We start from the raw sequence: 22,928 nt of genomic DNA, 5'->3' as shown, positions 1-22,928 counted from the left end.
TTGAATAATACATGAAACATTTTCCAATCAATTTCGTATTAATCAATAGAATACGTAAAGTCATTAGGGGGAGATAGTATGAGTGAAAAGGGCTGTATTAAATGCGGCAGCAGGGATGCCGGAACGAAGGATGTTTCAATGACCGGAACCGGACTTTCAAAGATGCTGGATATTCAAAAAAATACGTTTACAGTTGTGTATTGCAAAAAATGCGGATATTCCGAGTTTTATAACAAAAATACATCTACTGCATCCAATGTCCTTGATTTCTTCTTTGGCGGATGATATTAAGGGGCGGTCCTTTATACCGCCCCTGTTTTATTTCCAAATCTTCTCCACATTTATTAGTGTTGTTTTTTCGAAAGTTAATTGGTAAATGTCCGGCATCTCAAGCTGCTTCCAAAAATCAAAATCATACATCTCATTAAAGTAATTCATGATAAGCACCATGATGTTCCCGTGGGTTCCAATCACGAGATTTTTGCCTCCATATGTATTGAGGATTTTCAGTAATGCTTCCACCCCTCTTTGCCGGGCAGCAAAGTTGGATTCTCCACCTTCCCAAGAAAAATTAAAATCCTGCCAGACCTTTGTCATTACCGATTCAAAATCCTCAACAGGTCCATCTGACAGTCTCCGCTCTCGGAAGCCGTCTACAAATTCAATTTCTTTCCCTATGCTTCTGGCAACTCCTTGTACGGTTTGAAAAGCTCGTTTATAAGGGCTTGATATGACATGATCAACCTTTTTATCCTTAAGGATTTGAGCAATCTTTTCTGCATCCTTTAGTCCTTTTTCAGATAAAGGTCTTCCGATTTCATCCGGAGTATATTTGGAGTGGGCATGACGGATAAAGTATACGGTTGTATGCATTTACTCCACCTACTATCTATTTATCAATCTGATATATAAAGATTTCTACTTATTGGCTCCCCTACTTCTCAATTTCTCATCGACTCGGTAGCCAATAGGCTTTATTGGCTACCCATTTCTTCATTCTCCTTCCCACTCGGTAGCCAATAACCTTTATTGGCACCCCATTTCTTCAACTTCCCACCCACTCGGTAGCCAATAACCTTTATTGGCTACCCATTTCTTCATCCTCCCACCCACTCGGTAGCCAATAACCTTTATTGGCACCCCATTTCTTCATCCTCCCACCCACTCGGTAGCCAATAACCTTTATTGGCACCCCATTTCTTCAATTTCCCATCACCCCGGTAGCCAATAGCCTTCATTGGCTACCCATTTCTTCAATTTCCCAACGCCTCGGTAGCCAATGGCCTTCATTGGCTACCCATTTCTTCAATTTCTCAGCGCTTCGGTAGCCAATAGCTATTTGCCGTAGAACTACTCTATTATTCGCCATAAAAACAGACTGCCGAATGAGTATCGACAGTCCATATGCTTTATCGCTTCATGTTTGTGATGGTCTATTTAGACAGGGTATCAATTTAATTCGTTGACTCCGGACTGAACAACTCTTCCAGCTGCTTGCGCAGAATAAACTTCTGAATTTTTCCGCTCGCATTTCGCGGCAAGACTTCACAGAACACATATTTCCGAGGTCGTTTATAGTTCGCTAGGCTGTCGCTGTTTTTGCAATACTCGTCAAGGTCCTGCTCGGTTATGTTCGGATCTTTCTTCACGATAAATGCCGTAACCGTTTCGCCCCAGCGGTCATCCGGCTGGCCGATAACAGCGACATCCAGGACACCCTCATGAGCATGCAGAACATCCTCAACCTCACGCGGGTAAATATTTTCCCCGCCGCTGATGATCATGTCATCGACACGGTCATTGACAAACAAATAGCCCTCGTCATCCATGTAACCGATGTCACCAGAATGATACCAGCCTTTATACAATGCCTTCTCGGTTGCTTCTTCACGGTTGTAATAACCGACTAACATCGATGGACCCCTCACGATTATTTCTCCAGGCTCACCGACTGGCATAATGTCATCCGGATCTGATGGCCCATCTTCTCTTGTGCGAACCACGCGAATTTCATGATTTAGACCAGCCTGCCCTGCAGAACCTACTTTTCGAAGCTGGTCTTGTTCCGATAAGAAGGTAATAGCCGGTCCCATTTCCGTCATTCCATAGGCTTGAATCAGGCCAATTCCGAAGCGGGCATGGAGGGCACGAACGAGCGACGGTGCCATTGGGGCCGCACCATACAAGCCAAGTTTCATGCTTGATGTATCATATTGCGTTAAATCTTCCTGCAGCAGCATGTTCCACATTGTGGGAGCAGCAAAGAATTTCGTAACTTTTTCCTGTCCAATTAACGATAGGATTACCTTTGGATTAAACTGATGCAAAATGACATTTTTTGCGCCAATATTAACCCGCGGCAGGAAGGCGCAATGCAGCTCGGCACAGTGGAACATCGGTGCCGTAACTAAGCCAACGTCCTCTTTTTCAAGTTTTTGGGCAGCAATACAGAGCATGCTTTGCTCGACCATATTGCGATGGGTGTGCATGACGCCCTTGGGTCTGCCTGTTGTTCCACTTGTATAAATAAACGCGTAAATATCTGTTTCGTTCACGTCGACTTTCACATTTTCTGACGTGGCGCCGGCAAGTTTCTCTTTATAGCTAGCAGCGTAGGCGGGAGTTTCTTCATCAATGTACCAGAATGAAGTCTTGTCATACCGGTTGGCAATAGGCGCTATGACTTGCTCCAGTGCTTTTTCAAAAATAACCACCTTCGGAGCGGCATCGGATAAAATAAAAGCTACTTCTTCGGACATCAGGCGGAAATTAATCGGGTTGAAGATGGCACCGATTTTGGCACAGGCAAAAAACGTAGTTCCCAGTTCTTCAGTGTTGAACATAAACGTAGAGACGCGGTCGCCTTTTTTAACGCCTTCAGTTATGAGGGCATTCGCAAGAAGGTTTACTTGATCACTCCACTCTTTATAGGTATAGCGCACATTTTTACGGACATCGTAGAGGGCTTCTTTGTTGGGGTACTTTTCCACTGTTAAATCAAATATTTTACCGATAGTTGTAGTCATTAAATCGCCTCCGTATATTATTTGGGGAGGCAATCGGCATAATCACCGACTGCCTTAACTTCCTTAAAAAAATTACTCTTAAAAAACACTATAATCCTAGATTTTTGGCGATGATGGTTTTCATAATTTCGTTTGTTCCTGCATAAATGGCGCCAACTTGAATATCACGGAAGCGTCTGGCAATCTCGTATTCTTCCATATAGCCATAGCCGCCGTGAAGCTGCATGCATTCGGAAGCAATTTTTTTGGCATTGTCCGTTAATTTCCACTTTGCCATCGATACCTTGGTCACCACGTTTTTTCCTTCAATATGCTCGGCAATCAACTGATCGAGGAAGGCACGGGTCATCTGAATGTCAGTCGCCATCTCGACAATTTTGAACTGCGTGTTTTGGAACTGGCTTACTGGTTTGCCGAATGCTTCACGACTTTTTACATAATCTATTGTTTTTTGCAGCATCACTTCTGAGGCTGTTTGCGCCCCAATGGCAACTAGCAAGCGTTCCTGCTGCAGTTTTTCCATCAAATACAGGAAGCCTTTGCCTTCTTCACCTATAAGATTTTCCTTTGGTACACGGCAGTCCTCAAAGATTAATTCTGCCGTGTCCTGGGAATGGAGCCCGACTTTGTTCAGCTTGCGGCCTCTTGAAAAACCGGGAGCATCCCGCTCGATGACCAACAGGCTGACCCCCTTATGTTTCGGAACTGCCTGTGTATCCGTTTTTACCGCCACAACAATCAGGTCGGCTTGAATGCCGTTAGTGATAAACGTTTTTTGACCGTTAACAATATAATGGTCGCCTTCAAGCCGAGCCGTCGTTTTGATATTGGCCAGGTCGGAGCCTGTACCCGGTTCCGTCATCGCAATGGCAGAAATGGTTTCACCGGTTACGCACTTGGGCAGCCAGCGCTCTTTCTGCGCCTGTGTTCCATAAGCGGTAATATATGGGACAACAATATCGTTATGTAGCCCAATCCCGATTAGGCCAGTGCCGACCCGCTCAAGCTCTTCATTGATGACAACGGAAAAGCCCCAATCAACACCGCTGCCGCCGTATTTCTCGTCGATGTCAGGACAAAGGAAGCCCTGCTCACCCATCTTCCTCCAAAAGGAGCGAGGAATCATTCGTTCCTCTTCCCATTGCTCATAGTAGGGATATGCTTCTTTTTCCAAAAACTTTCTTAAAGACTGACGAAAAATTTCATGGTCCTCGTTCAAATAAGGATGTTTCATTTCCTAAACCTCACTTTCCGATTGAAAACGCTTACCATTTTGCTGTTTTTATATCATAGGTCTATTTTAACAAATAAAGTGATTTTTTTGAATTTTTAAACCATTTATTTTCCCAAAAATAGAATACCCATCCTCCATATCCGCGGTTCTCGAGAAGATATCCGCGAAAAATCAGATATATCCGCGTTCATGGACGGGATATCCGCGAAAAAATGAAAATATCCGCGAAAATAAAAATATATCCGCGAACGACTTTTAGCAGGTTACCATTTTCAAGAAAATTCGTTATCATTAAAATAGACAACATTGAAACGGGGGAATTGAAAGTGCAAAAACGAAAATTGGTTATTACTCACAATCTCGAACAGGAACTGCTCCAGCAAATAAATGAAGTTATTTCCGATTGGGAGGTAATTGCAGACAAAGACAAGGAAGTATGGCAGGAGCATGTGAAGGATGCTGAAGTGATCGCGGGGTGGAAAAAAGGTCTTGAGGAATATTGCCTGGCTCCTGATTCCAAACTGAAGTGGCTGCAAAGCTGGAGCGCCGGTGTAAACACCATGCCGTTAGATAGCCTAGAAGCAAGGGGCATTTTTTTAACTAGCGCCAACGGGGTGCATGCCTATCCGATATCTGAAAGTATTTTCGCCTTAATGCTCGGGTTGACTAGGAAAATTCATACATACGTAAGAAACCAGCAGTCTAAAACCTGGCACCATGCCAATATGAATCTTGAGATTCATGAAAAAACAATCGGAATTATCGGCGTTGGAGCCATTGGAAAGGAAACCGCCAAAATTGCCAAAGCATTCGGGATGAAAGTGCTAGGTGTCAGGCATTCGGGTAAACCTGCCGATAATGTCGATGAAATGTACACAACAGAGCAATTGGATGAACTTCTGCCTCAATGCGACTATGTGGTGGTCACACTGCCGCTCACAAAGGAAACCCACCATCTGTTTGGTGCTAAGCAGTTCCAATTAATGAAATCAACTGCCTTTTTTATTAATATCGGCCGCGGGGAGATTGTCGTGGAAAAGGAACTCGTCGACGCCTTGAAGAATGGAAGTATTGCCGGGGCCGGCCTTGATGTGTTTGAAACAGAACCATTAAATAGTGATAGCCCGTTATGGGAAATGGAAAATGTCATTATTACCCCGCATACATCCGGTTCTACCGAACATTATAATCAGCGGGTAGTCGAAGATATCCTGATTCCCAATCTAAAAACCTACCTCTCTGATACAATCCCGTCTGTCAATCTGGTGGATTATAAAAAAGGATATTAAAACAAACATTAGGGCTGCCCATCCATGAGCAGCCCATAAACACATTAATTAACATCCACTTTTTCAATATTTCTAAAGGAAAAGTACGCAATACCACAACCGATTATACCAAGCCCTATCGGTATAGCGATGAAGGAGACCAAACTTGCCCCCCCATTAACGGTTGAATTAATTAATGATACCATTACAATTGCTGACACAATCGGAGCTACTGTTGATTTCCTTCTCATTCCGAAATACAGTGGAATTAACGCCATTCCTGCCGCAGCAACCGCTTCTAAAACCAAAGTAACCAAGCTATTGGTTACTACCTTTGCTGTTAAAGACTCAGGCACAAAGTGAAAATAGGAATCGACCAGATAAAAGACACTGCCAATCAACAAATTCGATAACACAATAGTTAAAAATGTAAAGCTGGCAACAATCGCTAACTTGGCAATGATAATTTTCTTCCGATTAATTGGGTAGGTGAACATCAGCGAAATCGAATTGCTTCTGTATTCATCAATGATTATCCTGGAGATGAGCACGGCAGCAAAGATAATAAACACAGGTCTGATGATGCTGCTTATCACCGCAAATGCCATTTCATAGTTTTCATAGGCTGTAATTCCTTCACTTTTTTCGCCAAAATAAACCAACACAAGCATTCCCATAATCGCAATATTGGCGATAGCCACACCTTTAAGATAAGAAAATAATTTATACTTTTTTATTTCAAGACTGATTAATTTACGCACTGATTCCGCCCCCATTAATTAAAGTTAAGAAATAATCCTCCAGTGAATGGTTCTTCTTATTGATTTCCTCAATCATCACGTCATTCATAATAAATGCTTTGGAAATTTCACTTTGTGATAAGCGTGAGTCATAAATTCTCAAACGCGAGTCATCGATTACTTTGAAATTGGTAATCTTCAGTATATCTTCTAGTACATACACAGCTCTATTAATATCATTAACTGCCAGTTCAATATACTCGGTATTTTGCTCGCGGATTTCGCTCATCGAAACTTCTTTAATTAATTTTCCTTCGTTAATGACACCGATTGTATCAGCAATTTGCTCAATTTCCCCAAGGATATGCGAGGAGATGAGCATGGTAATTCCATATTCCCGGCATAACATATGGAACAGGTCACGAAGTTCCTTAATTCCGACAGGATCCAGACCATTAATTGGTTCATCTAGAATTAACAACTCTGGCTTGGTAATAATCGCACGGGCAATTCCAAGGCGCTGCTTCATCCCGAGAGAAAACTCTTTTACTGATTTATTTTCAATGTCTTTTAACTTAACTAAATCCAGTGCCCGATCAATTGCTTTTTTATCGTAATAGCCCATATACTCGCAGTGAAGCTCAAGATTTTCACGGGCTGTTAGCTTGTCGTAAAAAACAGGGTATTCAATGATGCTGCCCATTCTTTTCAGGATTTCGTAAGAAGTGTCTGTCAGTTTTTCGCCGAAGACTTCAATTTCACCGTTTGTCGGCTTCACTAAATTGGTAAGCATGCGCATCACTGTTGTCTTCCCCGCTCCATTTGGTCCGAGGAATCCGTAGATTTCACCTTTCTTAATTTTCATATTGACGTTCGAAACAACTTCTTTGCCTTTATAGGCCTTCGTCAGTTGATTTGTTTGGATGATATAACTCATTTTTTCCAGCTCCCTTTGTCTTAACTGATTCTTATTGTAAACAGCAAAATTATCTTTTTTATTAATCAAATCTTACAAAATTCTTAAGAAGAAAAGCGGAAGGTATGCAAATGCGGCCGAAGCTTTCTTTGTCCAGCAGGACAGTGAAAAAGGGGTGCCCTTTTTGTCGTTGAGCCACCCCTTGTTGTTAGTATGTAATTCGATTCAGCTTTACTGTAAATGTCGTTTTTTCATAAGGCTTACTGGTGAGCAGAATTTCCCCGTCCATTTTTTCAACCAGCCGTTTGGTTATGGTCAGTCCGAGGCCGCTTCCCTGGTATTGCTTGTTCCGTGAGTCTTCAAGCGTGTACATCCGTTCAAACACTAAGTCTTTGTGGAGGGCGCTTATGCCTTTACCCTTATCGATAACATCTACGTAAATGGACTGATCATCGCCTCTTAGGGTGAGACCAAGGAACTTGCCGCCTCCGCCATATTGAATAGCATTGGAAAATAAATTATTCAGCACCCGGTCAAGCTCTTCCTCGTTCCCTAGCGCGTACAAGTTATCTTCTGGAATTCCAATCTCCACGTCAAATCCTTTTGCTGACAGAACTTCGTAAAATCCTAAAATATTCTTGCGGCACACTTCGTTCATGTTTACTCTTTTTAAAGGAATATCCTTATCGCCGGACTCCAGTTTGGCCAAATCAAAGAACTTGTTAATTAACTCCAGAACTTCTAGTGATTTTCCATGAACTTTAGTCAGTAACTCCTGAGTCTCTTGAGGTTGGCTATTGGGAGTATTAAGCAAAATTTCCACGTAACCCAAAACCACAGTCAGCGGTGTTTTTAAATCATGCGAGATATTGGAGAGCATTTTGCGCATTGACATCTCTGTTTTATTGTAGGTAGCCATGATTTTTTGATTTAGTTCCAGGAGAGTGTTGATTTCGATTAAGAGTTTCTTCAACTCTTCATCATCCGTATGGACCAACAGCTTTTCATCCGTTTTGGTATCAATAATCCTTTTTAGTTTTTCGTGGATATAAGTTAAATTTTGATCGTGATGCCGCTTTGTTTTGTATTGAAAATAATTAAGTCCGATTAACACTGCTATTATGATAAGTAGAAAAATAACCATTTTTAAAACTCTCCAAGCTTATAGCCGATCCCCCATAAAGTTTTGATATATTGTGGTGATGAAGGGTCGTCCTCAATTTTCTCTCTTAATCTTCTCATATGTACGTTAATGACATTTTCATCGCCATAATAATCGTCCTCCCACACTAGGCTATAAATCTGTGCCTTCGTGTACACTCGGTTTGGATGAGAGATAAATAGTTTCAAAATCTGAAATTCCTTGGCGGTCAGCTTAATTTCCGATCCCCGTTTTTGTGCCGAGAAGTTATCCAAATCAAGCATTAAATCACCCACAGAAAGAATCTTTGTTTCTTGCTCCGGCCGCGAATAGTAAGTCGCCCTGCGGATGGCCGCCTTTACCCTGGCAACAAGTTCAATCATTGAAAATGGCTTGGCGATATAATCATCGGCACCAAACCCCAGTCCTAGCGCCTTATCTAAGTCTCCGTCTTTTGCCGACATGATTAGTATCGGAATCATACTCTTTTCCCGAATGATTTTTAAAAATTCCATTCCGTCCAGCTTTGGCAGCATTAAGTCGAGCAGAATCAAATCAAAAGTATCGTTCGCGAATGATTGCAGTGCCTGTTCACCGTCATACGCGGTCGTAATCTCAAATCCCTCTCTAGTAAATTGACTTTTTACCATATCGCTTATGGCTGTATCATCTTCCACTAGAAAAATTTTATGTTGCAAGGGGCCCACACCTTTCCGTACAAAAGTCCTATACGTTTACTTCCATATTCCTAGAGAAAAATCCTTTAATCTAACGAAAAAAACAGAGACTTCTTCAATTAACGGGTTCCGTTTCCTATCGCGCAACGTCAATTTGCACAGGAAAATGTAAACCAAAATGTAATCCTTTTTGCACTATAAAATGCAGGACAATTTATAAGGCTAAAAAGAGCAAGTAACATTAGAAACAGCAAGGGTTCATTCCCTTGCTATTTGCTGTTAATTGGGCTGCTCTTCGAATTACGAATAAAGATTTTGGAACCATTCCAGCCTTCTTCCTACCAGTTTTTGTGTAGGTATGAATTTCATAGGCGGAGAATTTCCGGCTAATGTATATTTGGGAAGCCTAAGAAGCGAAAATAAGAGGAGGATTTCCGGTTAACTGCTCTAAATAAGACAAAATTCAAGGATTTTGATAATATAAGCGGAAAAACTTCCCTTATTTTAAGGGAAATATGGGTATTTCCCAACTTAGCCGGAATTCTTCCGTTTATTTTTCATACCCTGTCAATTGAACACCAAGATATAGAAGAGCCTAAACTTAATTTTTGTGTATATCCATTTTGCATGTAAAAATGTAGTGAATTATGCTGCGGTACACTGGCTATTGTACCCCCACATTTTTATATAAAAATCGCACTACAAATTCCCCCAAAGTAACAATCGAAATCCCTTTATATCAACAAAAATAGACCTCCAAATTACCATACAAATTGAAGGTCATTTTGTATTACATTTTTAATGTTTGCGATAGTTAACGGAACCCGTTATTCTTCAATGAGCCTCTCCTCCGCTTATTTTCTATATCCCTTTGGAATGTATTTTTCGCTGGCCTTAAAGTTGTAGACTGGTTTTATAAAACTAGCAATCTTTACAGTTTCTTCAACCTTTTCCAGGATTTCATTCAACGGTTTATACGCCATTGGCGCCTCATCAAGCGTTTCTTCGGAAACGGATGTTGTCCAGACGCCCTTCATTGTATTATGAAAATCATCCATGCTTAAGGTTTTCATTGCTTTTGAACGACTTAGAACTCGACCTGCTCCATGCGGTGCTGAATAGTTCCAGTCCTCATTTCCTTTACCAACAGCCAAAATCGAGCCATCCCGCATATTAATTGGGATAATAAGGCGCTCGCCTTCTTGGGCCGAAACTGCACCTTTTCGTAAAATCAGATTTTCGGTATCGATATAATTGTGAACCGTATCGAAGCTCTCCGCAATGTCCAATCCCATATTGTCTGTGATTGCTCTGGCAATCTCTTCACGGTTAGCCTTGGCAAAAGCCTGAGCCAGTTTCATATCGTGGATATAATCATTGAAATCCTCACCTTCCAAATAGGCAAGGTCATCTGGAATAACAGGATTCTTGTCTTTATAGCTTTGGACCATTGCTTGGATCTCTTTTTGACGACCTTCAGATTTGAGCTGTTCAATCATTTCCGTTAAATCATGTTTTCGAAGTTTAGAGATTGCCAGCTTTTGATAGTACTGAGCAATCCTCGCACCGACATAACGGCTGCCGGTATGAATCGTTAGATAATGGTAACCGTCGGAATCAGCGGAGACTTCGATAAAATGATTGCCTCCCCCAAGTGTTCCAAGGCTGTATAAGCTTTTATTCTGGCTTAAAATATGGGCTGCTTTAAATTCCTCTACGGACGGAAAACTCGTCGTAACGAAACTAACCGTATCATCGCTATGAATCTCCTGCCCACTTGGAACGTATGTCCTGATGACTTGATCGAGTTTATTAAAATCAACCTTTTTTTCCTGAAGTTTAACGGTCAGGACACCGCAGCCCACGTCGACCCCGACGAGATTCGGGACAACCTTATCCTTCAGCTGGATGGTGGTGCCAATGACACAGCCCTTTCCAGCATGGTAGTCTGGCATAATACTAATCTTAGTATCCTTTAGAAAAGCTTGGTTGCATAGCTCCTGGATTTGCTCAAGCGCCGTATCCTGCGGGTAATTTGAAAATACCTTTGCCTCTGTTTGTGTTCCCGTTACTCTAATCACGAGTTTCCCTCCTTTTTACAATATTATCAACAGGCTACCATCTTGCTATGGGTTTAGGCAATGATTTTTTGTTCGACAAATTCTATAAAATCCAATCATGAAAAAAAGAAGACGCCCCACTAAGGGCATCTTCCCAACAACTACATCAATATACTGTCTGCATTCCTTTCCCAGCGACGGTCATCCATTCGAATTGGCGCAGGCGCAATTCAAACAACGTCAGCGGGTCGCGGAATAATTCTGGATTGGTATTCAACTTTCGTAATATTTCTCGATTAGTTTCTACCTCTGAGCTAGTCTCAGCAACAGCACGGTTTAAGACTGCCAACGGGCTCTTGAAGAATAAACCGAGATCTCGCTCCAATGATTTTTCGAACAGCTCAAACGGCTGGAAAAATTGACGACTGACCTCTTTGGCTACATCAAGATAATCCTCGCCCTCGACAAACGATTTATACTTGTTGTAAACCATCGATTTGTTCTGCGATAACGCCCCAAACAGCTTGCCGGCACTTTTTAACAGGAACTGGGATGGGGTTCGCTTCAATAAGATATTGACAGATTCAAGCTGAAAGCGGCTTGTCATCCGGTCGATATCACGGCGCCAGTCATCAAGCACTTTAAAATCACATTCCAGCTTCAAGTACTCTTCCCCGTACATTTGATTGAAACCTTCACCAAGCTCCAGCAAATTTTCCTGACCTTGCGTAAATTCCGCCCGGCAGTTTTTTATCCACTCCAATAATGAATGATAGAACTTTGGCAGGACCTGCTGTTCCACATACTCCTGCAATCGGTTGTTCATTTCATGATTCAAATTCAGATGGATCGTGCTGAAATTGCTGTCCTCTTGTATTAACGATGAGCACTCCCTCAGCAGCTTCGGCACCGCTTCAAAAATCTCTGTTTCCATCTTATCCTTCATGTCATGGTACAGCTTAGAAATTGCGCGAGATTTATGCACAACTGTATCATTTAACTGATGAGCCGCTCCATTTAATTTCGCATTCATTTCCTCATTCCAGCGTACAGTTTCGATTAATTGATTCTCAACATCAATTCGTTTTTGCAGCAAAGTGGCAATCGTGGTCCGGATAAAATACAACAGCTTCGCCAGCCGCTTATCTTCAAGGTTTCTTGTATTTTTAATATAACCGATAAACCGCTGTAATTCCTCCAGCTGCTGGGAACTTTCATATTGCGAAGAGTAAGCAAACACCCTGGCATCCGGCAAATACTCCTGAATTGCCAAGGTGGTGTCCTCCACGATCAACTGAGCGTCCCGTTCATCAACAATCGTATCCATTTTACTCAACAGAAAATGAACCGGAATATCCGGAGCCAGCACCTGAATCTGCTCCACGGCTGAGCGTTCTTTTTCCGTAAACGGTGCATTGGCATCCATTACAAATAGAAGTGAATCCGCCACTTGCAGGTACTTCAACACTTCGTAGCGGTCTTGGTAATTTCCCTTTAACCCAGGAGTATCAATAAACGCCAGCCTATTTTCCTGCAAAAATGGATTTGGCTGCTTGAACTCAATGATAGATTCCAACGCATTGCGGAGCCGGTCCATTCGTTCCTGAAAATCGGTGAACCCCTCAAGCTTGGTAATACCTTCGTCCGTAATTTCGTTAATTTCCAGCTCGTCTTCATGCTTAAACAGCACCACTGACGATGTCGGGCTATCCTGCAAATCTTCGCCGAGGACTGTGTTTATAAATGATGATTTGCCACTGCCAGCTAGTCCCGTAACCATCACATGCTGGGTATCAAAATCGACAAGCTGGTCAACTACCCATTTCATTCGGTTATTTTCGGCCATGTCATGGTCCGCAGCCCACTCAGTAATCGAATCAAACAGCGCCAGGCACTCCTCCAATTCGTCGATATCGGCAGCAGTCACACTGATCAACTGCTCTGCTTCTTTGACAATCGTAACACTTAAACTTGCCGGAAACAGTTCGTTCCAGGACAGCACCGCGGCAGATGCCAGCACCACATTGGCAGGGTCGGCCAGCCTTTGCCAGTTCGTCAATAAATCAGGTATAAAATCCTGAAGTTGTTTAATCAAGTAGCCACCGTTTATGTAGCCAAAATACGTTTCTTTATGAAGTCTAGAAAGCCCATGCCATTTCCGGCCGCTCTTTTCCAGCTCAAAATTTAATAAAAGATGATTGATTTCCAGGATCCAGGTATAAAAGGAATTTTCATTCCGATAACTGTTCCATAACGAGGCAGCCAGCTCCTCAAATTTCTCTAAATTAAGGCTGAACAACGTCACCAAAGCCTGAGTGAAATAGCTTGGCGTATGCCCCTTTGTTACACCTTTGTTCACATACGCTATTAAAATATCAAACCATCCTAGTGACTCTGTCCGTTTCGCTTCATTTACCGCTAATTCAATTGCGTTTTCCCAATCACCTTGCGCTTCGAAAAAGTCACGGGCAATCTTGGTAAGATTATCGTAATCGGGATTTGCGGCAATTGCTTTTTTAATGGTCGAAACGGCCGCATCCATTTTTTCACGTCTAATATAAAGCGAAAATAGCTTTAACGCCACCTCGGCCGACAAAGTAGGGTTATCGATTTCAATCGATGTATAAATATCCTCTGCCGTTGATAATATCCCCAGCTCAAAGTAAGCATCAGCCGTATTTTTCCGGGCCCACGGCTCGAGTTCATTGATAATATTTTCCCATTTAAAAATTGCAGCCTCATAATCTTTATAAAGAAAATAGACTTCTCCCTGTGCAAAACGAATTTTCGTTAAGTCAGGCAAATCCTTTTGTGCTTCCTCCTGAAATGCTTCACCCAATACTTGAATGGGATGAATATTCTCTTGTTCATTAATGAACATTTTATAAAAAGTTTTGTCCTTCAATTGCTGCTCAATTGTCATTGTTTTCCCCCCATCGCACACACTCTATGTCATTCATATGGAGTAGAGGCCTAATTATTCCTCATACTATTCGACGAAAGTTTCAAATTTCAGTCCCAATTCTACGATTCTAGCAGAGAGATTTTATTAAATTGTATCATATGTATTTCATTCTGGAGACAGTCGCAATAATTAACAAAATAATAATCGGAACATACTATTATTTCACGTATAATTAGACTAAAGACCTAAAGGAGGTATCAACAGTAGTCAAAAATATATATAAATATATCCTAAAGAACTATAATATGTAAGGAAAAAGTATACAAACCAAAGGAGTTTGCGGGGCGTAAGCGTCATCCCCCTCCAACGTTGGGATAATGAAGGTAAATTGATCGTTTACCGAAACCCAAAAGGAAGAAGGTACTACACCGAAACACAGTACCGGGAATATATGGGGATTCCATTGAAAAATAAAGTAGGTAAGACAGTCATTTATGAGAGTTTCCAACCAAGGACAAAAAAAGGATTTGGGAAATCAAATTGAGTTTTTAAGAACCTTTTCTAACGCACGTGGATGGATAGTATGTGATGTCGTGACGGATATTGGGAGTAGAATAAATTACAAACGAAAGAACTGGAACAAACTAGTAGACTTGACACAGAACAGAGAGATTGAAACTATATTAATCTCCCATAAGGATTGGTTCGCCCGGTTCGGATTTGAATGGTTTGAAGCTTTTTGCGAAAATGTGGAGCGGAAATAGTCGTTGTAAACAATGAAGCCCTTTCACCTCAGGAAGAACTCGTTCAAGATTTAGTTTCCATCATACATGTCCTTTCTTACCGCATATATGGTTTAAGGAAATACAAAAAGAAATTAAAGGAAGATAAAGAGTTATGAAAAAGGCGTATAAAACGGAAATTGATCTAGCCCTAAAGCAAATAGAGAAAGTGAACCGGACAATTGGGGTCTGCCGCTATGTCTATAACCTTTACCTAAAAACAAATCAAGAGCATTATGAAAAAGAAAAGAAATTTTTAAGAGGGATGGATTTTTCCAAATGGCTCAATAATGTTTACACCCTTGAGAATAACCCTTGGATAAAAAATGTATCCAGTAAAGCTGTTAAGCAAGCCATCATGAATGGGGAAAAAGCTTTTTTAAATTTTTTTGAGGGCAGGGCCAAATTCCCTCGGTTCAAGAAAAAGAAAAACCAAGACGTTAAAGCTTACTTCCCAAGAAACAATAAAACCGACTGGACAATTGAACGCCACAGAGTAAAGATTCCCACCATAGGCTGGGTCAAACTGAAGGAATTTGGTTATATACCAACAGATGCCCAGATAAGAAGTGGAACTGTTTCACAAAAAGCAGGGCGTTATTTTGTCTCGGTGCTATGCGAAGTACAGCCAAATGAGAAAACAATTAACAACCATCATGGAATAGGTATCGATTTAGGAATTAAAAACTTTGCGGTTTGCAGTAATACGGCCGTTTATCGAAATATCAATTATTCCTCACATATCAAGAAACTTGAAAAAAGCCTAAAACGGCAACAGCGGAAGCTTAGCCGCAAGTACGAGCATAAAAAGAAAGGTGGTGAATCCTGCTATAAAAACATTCAAAAACAAGTCAAGGTAATTCAAAAATCACATGCTAGATTAACTAATATTCGGAAGGAATATGTACGGGATGTCGTAAACAGAGTGGTGAAGATCAAGCCCTCCTATATTACGATTGAAGATTTAAACATAAAGGGAATGTTAAAAAACAAACATCTCGCAGATAGCGTCAGAAAACAAAACTTCTATTATTTCCGCACATGTTTGGAACAAAAATGCAAGGAGAAGGGAATTGAATTACGGATGGTTAGTCGATTCTATCCTTCTTCGAAACTATGTTCTTGCTGTGGTCACAAGAAGATTAAGCTTTCATTATCTGAAAGATTTTTTTTATGTGATACATGCGGAATTGAAATAGAAAGGGATTTCAACGCAAGTTTAAATCTAAGATACGCAATGAACTATACAGTTATCACAACACGATAATGTATAGATGTAGGGTGGGCTACATCCGAATTAACGCCTGTGGAGAGCCAAACAAACGATAGTAGCGGGAAAGCGGCGAGGTCGGGTTCAACGAAGCAGGAAATTATCTAGCATAAATGAATGATTACATTTGTTTATGTTTTTAGTAGCAGGTATCTGCCTTGGAAAGAGTACAAGCTCAATTTCTATCTAATATGATTGATTCCTCCATGCCATCAGATTATGAGATAAAGAAATTAGTAACAGTTAAAGGTACATTTTCGAAGTTTCATCAATGGACCAATGGGAAACCTATATTAGCTGGATATGAAGTAATCCGCCCAAATACTGAAACGGGTTATTATTTTTTGTTAATCGATTGGCACCGAAATGGTGCTTATTATTTGGTTATTTACGCCCATGATAAATCAACAACAGTTGCGGAGCTGCGGCAAGTCGAAAACATTGATGGGGCGCCACATATCGTCTGGACGTATAAACCGCTTAAGCGGGATGGGAAAAATGATCAGCGAAAGGCGTATTTTAAGCAAATGGTTGGTTCCACAACAATTCATATTAAAATACCCTTATCCGTAGAAGAGGCTGAAGAATTTTTCGAACAATTATTTAAGCTGTGCCAGAACCGAATAAAAGCTGACAAAATCGTGGACGTTTTTGATTTTGAAATCTGATTATAACCAGTCCATATAAAAAGGGAGACGTCGATGTCTCCCTTTTTCATTATAAAATCTTGCTCAAAAACGCCTTGGTCCGTTCTTCCTTAGGACTTTCAAACAACTCTTTGGGAAGCCCTTCTTCAACAATGACGCCGCCATCCATAAATAAGACCCGGTCACCAACTTCTTTGGCAAAGCCCATCTCATGGGTCACGACTACCATTGTCATGCCTTCCTTAGCCAACTGTTTCATAACCTCGAGCACCTCACCGACCATCTCTGGATCAAGTGCGGAGGTTGGTTCATCAAACAGCATGATTTTCGGTTCCATCGCCAGTGCCCTGGCAATCGCTACCCGCTGTTTCTGGCCGCCTGACAGCGAATCCGGATAAGCATCCGCTTTTTCGGCAAGACCTACTTTCCGCAGCAGTTCCAGCCCCTTTTCCCTTGCCTTTTCACTTGAAACCTTTCGTACCTTCATCGGTGCAAGCATAATATTTTCTATTACAGACTTATGTGGGAACAAGTTAAACTGCTGAAACACCATGCCGACTTCGGTACGGATCTCATTGATATTTGTGTTTTTGTCGGTAATATCACTTCCTTCAATCCAGACGTGACCACCGCTTATGGTTTCGAGCAAATTAAGACAGCGAAGAAAAGTAGATTTACCAGATCCCGAAGGACCAATCACCACAACAACCTCCTGCGGCTTTACCGACACACTGATATCTTTTAAAACTTCATTTTGACCAAATGTCTTTTTTAAATTTTTCACTTGTATCATTGCACTGCCATCCTTCTTTCAAGTCGTGATAGTAGTAAGCTTAACGAGAAAGTTAACACGAGATAAATAACCGCTGCTGTAAGGTAAGGTTCCCACACGCGGTAGTACTGCCCCTGCATGGCTTGTCCCCAATACATGAGTTCCTTTGCTGCTATAATGCCCGCCAAGGAGGAGTCCTTGATTAGGACAATAAATTCATTTCCCAAAGGTGGTATCATTCTTTTAAAAGCCTGTGGCAGAATAACAAAGCGCATGGCCTGCACATGATTCATCCCAAGCGAGCGGGCCGCTTCCATTTGGCCTCTATCAATGGATTGGATCCCGGCTCTAAATATTTCGGCTACATAGGCAGCTGAATTTAACGAGAGAGCCGTAATAGCGGCAACAATTGCATTTGTTTCTCCCATAATGAGCGGAATAAGCCCAAAATGAACCAATAATATTTGTACCAATAACGGTGTGCCACGGAAAAACGTAATATAAACATGGAACGGAAAGGCAATCCATTTGTTATTTGCCATTTTTCCCAGCCCAATGAACAGCCCAAGTACAGTTCCAAACAAGATACTGACAAGCGAGAGTCCGATTGTTAATAGCGTCCCTTTTACAAAAAATGGAGCGTATTCAGCAAGTAAATCCCAACGAATATCCATTTTAAAAATCCCCCTAATTTTGAACCTAGCAGTCTGTCTATTTATGATTTTAGGTATAAAAATTGCGTAACTGCTGGTTTAAAGAGTTACGCAATTCACGTTCAGCATTATTTGTTTTGTTGTTCTTTGATTTCTGTTACGTCTGGTTCAACCTTGAACCACTTTTTATAAATTTTTGCGTATTCACCGTTTTCGAATACTTCTTTTACCGCTTTATCAAAGTCTGCTTTTAACTTACTTCCCTTAGGGAACAACAATCCATAAAATTCTTTATCAAAAGCCTCTTCATCCTCAATGACAATGAAATTCTCATTCGGATTATTTTTTACATACTCCTCGATTACGGTGTTATCTGCAACTACTGCATCCGCGCCGCCGCCTTTTAACTCCATAATTGCCAGATTGTTGTCTTTAAATTTTTTAAGATTTTTGTTTTCTTTCCCAAGTAGTTTTTCTGCGGCTTCCTGACCAGTGGTTCCATTTTGTACAGCGACCACTTTGTCCTTTAAATCTGCTGCGCTTTTAATAGGGCTATCCTTTGGTACCATGATTTTATTAGTAGATAAGAAGTAAGGAACTGAAAAATCATAGGTCTGTTTGCGTTCGTCGTTGATAGTAATAGAGGAGATTCCGATATCTGCTGTTTTACCTTTGATTTCAACAAACAATGGATCCCATCCGACATGCTCAACCTTTACCTTATAACCTGCTTCCTTGGCCACGGCATTGATGAAATCAATGTCAAACCCCACTACTTCGCCTTTGTCCTGGTATTCAAATGGAGCATATGCCGCATCTGTTACCACCTTCAGTGTCTTGTCCTCCCCGCCGCCAGTCTTGCTTGTACCACAAGCTGAGAGAATGAACACAAAGGCTGCCACCAATACTGTTGTTGCTAATTTGAACTTTTTCATTTTCATTTTCATTTTCATCTCCATTTCCATTTTCATTTTCATTTCAGCTTCGCGCCCATAAGATATTTTAATAAAGTGATTTATTGTAATCTTGATAATATTTTGAATATATAGGATTATAACCGTTTTTGTATTTATATTCAATAGTTTTATTTTTTACTATAGTAATGCACTAAATCTTTGCTGCGAATATATTATTTCAGGGAAACTGGGCACTTTTTACCATCCTACGCTGCGTCACCTTGAAACATGCTGGCTTTTTCGTAAACAAGGTATAACTTTCCAAAATAATGAATTTATCACAAGAGAACGGGAAATCTACTGGGTAGGATTTCCTTTTTTTAGGGGACCGTTTAAAAATCTTTATGGAGGTGTATGAATGCGTTACACACGGTTATGGGTAAGCTTTGCCATTGTTTTCATTGTATCTTTTGCAATTTTAGGTTATTACGGCGGCAGGCTTTACAACACGATGCCCCCTATCCCGGAACGAGTTGTTGTTTCTGATGGGACTGTGCTATATACGAAAAAAGATATTCAAGATGGACAGAATGTTTGGCAATCCATCGGCGGTCAGGAACTCGGGAGTATTTGGGGACACGGCGCCTATGTCGCACCCGATTGGAATGCCGATTTTCTTCATCGGGAGTCAATGTGGCTGTTAAACTACTGGGCTAAGTCAGATTTTGGAAAACAATATTCAGCTTTGGACGAGGAAGCAAAGGCTGCACTGCAAGCCCGGTTAAAAAAGGAAATTCGGCCAAATACCTATAATAAGGATACGGGTGAAATTACTCTTTCACCTATTCGTGCTGAAGCGATTCGAAATATCGGAGCCCATTATGCGGCACTATTTTCCGACGATCCCTCATTGGATAATCTGCGTGAGTCCTACGCAATGCCGCGGAATGTAATCAAAGATTCCGACCGGCTCAGCGCCTTTATCAGCTATATTTGGTGGACGACCTGGGCAACTGAAACAAACCGACCAGGAGATACAGTCACCTATACAAATAACTGGCCAAATGAAAACTTAATCGATAACCGGCCAACCGGTGAAATGATCGTTTGGTCTGTCGTAAGTTTTGTATTGCTGCTTGCTGGAATTGGGGCGTTGGCTTGGTATTATGCTACACAGAAGCACCATGAGGGTGAAGAGACCTTCCCGGAGAAGGATCCCTTGCTCGCTTTATCCCCCACTCCGTCAATGAAAGCAACTCTGAAATATTTTTGGGTCGTTGCATTACTGTGGCTGGTGCAGGTTTTGCTTGGTGCAATTACCGGCCACTACCAAGTAGAAGGAAGCGGCTTCTATGGGATTCCATTGGATAAATGGCTGCCATACTCGTTGGCAAGATCATGGCATACGCAGCTGGGAATCTTATGGATTGCTACCGCTTGGCTGGCAACTGGATTGTTCATAGCTCCAGCTGTATCTGGACATGAACCTAAATTCCAGCGTTTCGGCGTTAACTTCCTATTTATCTGCCTATTAATTATTGTTGCAGGGTCAATGATTGGCCAATGGTTTGCTGTCCAGCAGAAATTAGGGCATACCGCTAACTTCTGGTTTGGTCATCAAGGATACGAATATACCGACACTGGCCGATTCTGGCAGCTGTTTTTAACAGTCGGCTTATTCCTGTGGTTATTCCTGATGGTTCGCGCCATGTGGCCAGCGTTTAAAAATTTAAAGGAAAGCAGACATTTGCTCGCACTGTTCCTTATTGCCTCGACCGCAATTCCGGTATTCTATATTCCGGCATTGTTATGGGGGCAGCATACGAACCTGGCTATTGCTGAATATTGGCGCTGGTGGGTTGTCCACCTTTGGGTGGAAGGCTTCTTCGAGGTCTTTGCAACAGTGGTCATGGCCTTCCTGTTTACGAGAATGGGGTTATTGGGACTGCGGACTGCGACTGTTTCCGTGCTGTTTTCCACCATCATCTTCTTGTTCGGCGGCATTATTGGAACGTTCCACCATTTATATTTCAGTGGAACACCAGTAGGAGTACTCGCCTTTGGTGCCACATTTAGTGCCCTAGAGGTTGTACCCCTCGTATTGATCGGGTTTGAGGCTTATGAAAATCTAACGCGAAGCCGGGCCAAGCCTTGGGTCGCTCAGTATAGGTGGCCAATTTATTTCTTTATTGCCGTTGCATTTTGGAACTTGGTCGGTGCCGGATTATTTGGGTTCTTCATTAACCCGCCTATCGCGCTATATTACATGCAGGGATTGAATACCACTCCGGTCCATGGCCATACAGCGTTATTCGGTGTTTACGGCATGCTCGGAATTGGGCTAATGCTCTTCTGTCTGCGCGGTTTGACGGTCAAAAAAGAATGGAAGACAGGTCCGCTGACCTTTGCCTTCTGGACGATTAACATTGGTCTGATTCTCATGGTTCTGTTAAGCCTGCTGCCAATTGGATTAATGCAAACTTGGGCTAGCGTTAACCATGGTATGTGGTACGCCCGTTCTGCTGAGTTTATGTCACGGGACATTGTCGCCACCTTCGTCTGGCTGAGAATTATTGGTGATACATTGTTTTCCCTTGGCGGTTTGGCATTAACCTGGTTTATTATTGGCCTTAAGACAGGCTGGTCACTATCCAATGACCGAATTGACTACGACGGGTCGACTAGAAAAAATGTTTAATTTAAAAGTCCTATTCCAGCTTTTTGGAATAGGACTTTTTGTTTTATCGATGGGCGCCAATTGGGCATTCGCCGTTTCATCCAAAAAAACATGACATAAAGTATAGTGTATTTATCATACAAGGAGAGATGCCTAATGAATCCGTATGGCCAATATCAACTGCCGCATATGCCGATGGAATACCACTATCATTCTTATGTACCGGTAGAGCAAATGAACACTTATTTACCACAAGAGCAATCGAACCCATTTCTTCCTCAGGACCAATTCGACCCGAATCGTCAGCCACAGCAGCTTGAGCGCCGAGTAAGCCAGCTTGAGAGAGAAAACAATCGCCAGCAGAGAGAACTTGAAAGGCTGGAACGAGACGTAAATCAAATACAGCGCAGATTGCAGCGTGTCAATCAACGTCTTCGTGCCGTTGAAAGACGATTTAACTTTCCATTTACTCCTTTTGACGGAGAATATTAATCACAAAAAGGATCGGGCCCTGCCCGATTTTTTTTGATTGTCAGCAAAAAAATTATTGTTAACATCCCTTACAAAGCAGCTGACAAACGACATAATATCCGATAACTTTTTCACATAGAACAGAAAGGATGGTAGGGATGTATAACAAAAATGAAATCATATTGGCAAAAAAAATCCTTCAACTATACAGACTGCGTGACGAATTATATGAGGAACTCATGAAGATTATTGGTTCTCAAACACATGACCTTTTAAGGAGACTTCAAAATCACTTGTAAGAAAATCTGACATAGTTAATGTAATTTTCTTTTATATCTATTAAACTAGAAGAAAAACAAAAAAGTGGTGAGGACCGGAATGGGAAGTGATTCATCTTATAAAGATAAAAAGGTCATTACAATTGGGATTGTCAGAGAACTTACCGGCCTGTCCGAAAGGCAAATACGCTATTATGAAGAACGGAAACTGATTTTCCCGGATCGAACACCAGGCGGAAGCCGTAAATATTCCTTCGCAGACGTGGAATTACTAGTTGAAATTGCCAATAAAATCGAAGACGGTGTACAAACGCATGAAATTAGAAAAGAGATGCTGAAAGCACAGAAGAAGCAAAACCAGGAGGAAATCAGACGAAAAATGATTCAAGGACAGTTAAACGCACAATTTGGAGTACGTAAAGGCCCTTATTCTAATGGATAAAGGGCTTCTTTTTTTGTGTAACTCCTTGATACCACAGTCTTCATTTTCCCTCTTATAAAAACCACGTGAGATT

General features: G+C 41.5%; 19 protein-coding genes and 1 pseudogene. 8 read left to right on the top strand and 12 right to left on the bottom strand.

The window, feature by feature from the left end; all coding sequences use genetic code 11:
• Positions 1–78 precede the first annotated feature (78 nt).
• Positions 79–285, top strand: a complete 207-nt coding sequence (locus ACZ43M_RS05875) for a zinc ribbon domain-containing protein (protein ID WP_464506484.1) — start codon at positions 79–81, stop codon at positions 283–285.
• Positions 286–318: 33 nt separating this feature from the next.
• Here the strand turns inward: ACZ43M_RS05875 and ACZ43M_RS05870 are convergent, their stop codons facing one another.
• The 3 genes from ACZ43M_RS05870 to ACZ43M_RS05860 form a co-directional block, all read right to left on the bottom strand.
• Positions 319–873: a histidine phosphatase family protein gene (locus tag ACZ43M_RS05870; RefSeq protein ID WP_464506483.1), complete on the bottom strand. Its 555-nt coding sequence runs from the start codon at positions 871–873 to the stop codon at positions 319–321.
• A 581-nt stretch (positions 874–1,454) separates the two neighbouring features.
• Positions 1,455–3,026 (bottom strand): fatty acid--CoA ligase, encoded by a 1,572-nt coding sequence (locus ACZ43M_RS05865; protein WP_464506482.1) that lies wholly within the window; start codon positions 3,024–3,026, stop codon positions 1,455–1,457.
• A gap of 88 nt (positions 3,027–3,114) precedes the next feature.
• The gene (locus ACZ43M_RS05860; RefSeq protein WP_464506481.1) at positions 3,115–4,260 is read right to left on the bottom strand and encodes an acyl-CoA dehydrogenase family protein; all 1,146 of its coding nucleotides are present in this window, start codon (positions 4,258–4,260) and stop codon (positions 3,115–3,117) included.
• 326 nt (positions 4,261–4,586) lie between these two features.
• Between ACZ43M_RS05860 and ACZ43M_RS05855 the strand changes: the two genes are divergently transcribed.
• A complete protein-coding gene (locus ACZ43M_RS05855; RefSeq protein ID WP_464506480.1) occupies positions 4,587–5,549 on the top strand; it encodes a D-2-hydroxyacid dehydrogenase in 963 nt (320 codons plus the stop codon).
• A 44-nt stretch (positions 5,550–5,593) separates the two neighbouring features.
• On the opposite strand, the gene ACZ43M_RS05850 is transcribed toward ACZ43M_RS05855, so the two are convergent.
• The 6 genes from ACZ43M_RS05850 to ACZ43M_RS05825 all read right to left on the bottom strand — a co-directional run bounded on the left by ACZ43M_RS05850 (position 5,594) and on the right by ACZ43M_RS05825 (position 13,985).
• Positions 5,594–6,289, bottom strand: a complete 696-nt coding sequence (locus ACZ43M_RS05850; protein WP_464506479.1) for an ABC transporter permease — start codon at positions 6,287–6,289, stop codon at positions 5,594–5,596.
• A complete protein-coding gene (locus tag ACZ43M_RS05845; RefSeq protein WP_464506478.1) occupies positions 6,282–7,205 on the bottom strand; it encodes an ABC transporter ATP-binding protein in 924 nt (307 codons plus the stop codon). Before ACZ43M_RS05845 ends, ACZ43M_RS05850 begins: the two co-directional genes overlap by 8 nt.
• Positions 7,206–7,392: 187 nt before the next feature.
• A complete protein-coding gene (locus ACZ43M_RS05840) occupies positions 7,393–8,328 on the bottom strand; it encodes a sensor histidine kinase (protein ID WP_464506477.1) in 936 nt (311 codons plus the stop codon).
• 2 nt (positions 8,329–8,330) lie between these two features.
• Complete coding sequence (locus tag ACZ43M_RS05835; RefSeq protein ID WP_464506476.1) at positions 8,331–9,023, bottom strand: response regulator transcription factor; 693 nt, start codon at positions 9,021–9,023, stop codon at positions 8,331–8,333.
• A gap of 833 nt (positions 9,024–9,856) precedes the next feature.
• A complete protein-coding gene (locus tag ACZ43M_RS05830; protein WP_464506475.1) occupies positions 9,857–11,083 on the bottom strand; it encodes an RtcB family protein in 1,227 nt (408 codons plus the stop codon).
• Between the two features lie 145 nt (positions 11,084–11,228).
• Entirely contained in the window at positions 11,229–13,985 is a 2,757-nt protein-coding gene (locus ACZ43M_RS05825; protein WP_464506474.1) for a dynamin family protein, read from the bottom strand.
• Positions 13,986–14,270: 285 nt separating this feature from the next.
• Between ACZ43M_RS05825 and ACZ43M_RS05820 the strand changes: the two are divergent.
• The 3 genes and pseudogenes from ACZ43M_RS05820 (at position 14,271) to ACZ43M_RS05810 (ending at position 16,687) form a co-directional block, all read left to right on the top strand.
• A pseudogene (locus ACZ43M_RS05820) lies at positions 14,271–14,868 on the top strand (IS607 family transposase).
• Entirely contained in the window at positions 14,865–16,016 is a 1,152-nt protein-coding gene (locus ACZ43M_RS05815; RefSeq protein ID WP_464506473.1) for an RNA-guided endonuclease InsQ/TnpB family protein, read from the top strand. The pseudogene ACZ43M_RS05820 and the gene ACZ43M_RS05815 overlap by 4 nt, the downstream one beginning before the upstream one ends.
• A gap of 161 nt (positions 16,017–16,177) precedes the next feature.
• Positions 16,178–16,687, top strand: coding sequence for a hypothetical protein (locus ACZ43M_RS05810; protein ID WP_464506472.1), 510 nt, complete (start codon positions 16,178–16,180; stop codon positions 16,685–16,687).
• A gap of 49 nt (positions 16,688–16,736) precedes the next feature.
• On the opposite strand, the gene ACZ43M_RS05805 is transcribed toward ACZ43M_RS05810, so the two are convergent.
• From ACZ43M_RS05805 to ACZ43M_RS05795, 3 genes are all read right to left on the bottom strand, one after another.
• A complete protein-coding gene (locus tag ACZ43M_RS05805) occupies positions 16,737–17,459 on the bottom strand; it encodes an amino acid ABC transporter ATP-binding protein (RefSeq protein ID WP_464506471.1) in 723 nt (240 codons plus the stop codon).
• Positions 17,456–18,112: an amino acid ABC transporter permease gene (locus ACZ43M_RS05800; RefSeq protein WP_464506470.1), complete on the bottom strand. Its 657-nt coding sequence runs from the start codon at positions 18,110–18,112 to the stop codon at positions 17,456–17,458. The genes ACZ43M_RS05805 and ACZ43M_RS05800 overlap by 4 nt, the downstream gene beginning before the upstream one ends.
• Positions 18,113–18,219: 107 nt before the next feature.
• Positions 18,220–19,026: a basic amino acid ABC transporter substrate-binding protein gene (locus ACZ43M_RS05795; RefSeq protein ID WP_464507970.1), complete on the bottom strand. Its 807-nt coding sequence runs from the start codon at positions 19,024–19,026 to the stop codon at positions 18,220–18,222.
• A 379-nt stretch (positions 19,027–19,405) separates the two neighbouring features.
• Here ACZ43M_RS05795 and ACZ43M_RS05790 point away from each other — a divergent pair, with 379 nt between their 5' ends.
• The 3 genes from ACZ43M_RS05790 (at position 19,406) to ACZ43M_RS05780 (ending at position 22,855) form a co-directional block, all read left to right on the top strand.
• On the top strand, positions 19,406–21,685 hold the full coding sequence (locus ACZ43M_RS05790) for a nitric-oxide reductase large subunit (RefSeq protein ID WP_464506469.1): 2,280 nt from the start codon (positions 19,406–19,408) through the stop codon (positions 21,683–21,685).
• A gap of 135 nt (positions 21,686–21,820) precedes the next feature.
• Positions 21,821–22,156, top strand: coding sequence for a hypothetical protein (locus tag ACZ43M_RS05785; protein ID WP_464506468.1), 336 nt, complete (start codon positions 21,821–21,823; stop codon positions 22,154–22,156).
• A 357-nt stretch (positions 22,157–22,513) separates the two neighbouring features.
• Positions 22,514–22,855, top strand: a complete 342-nt coding sequence (locus tag ACZ43M_RS05780) for a MerR family transcriptional regulator (protein WP_464506467.1) — start codon at positions 22,514–22,516, stop codon at positions 22,853–22,855.
• Positions 22,856–22,928 lie beyond the last annotated feature (73 nt).

This window comes from Neobacillus sp. B24, from assembly GCF_055381825.1.
The sequence above is the reverse complement of the archived record's forward strand: the minus strand, read 5'-3'. Positions and strand labels throughout refer to the sequence as shown.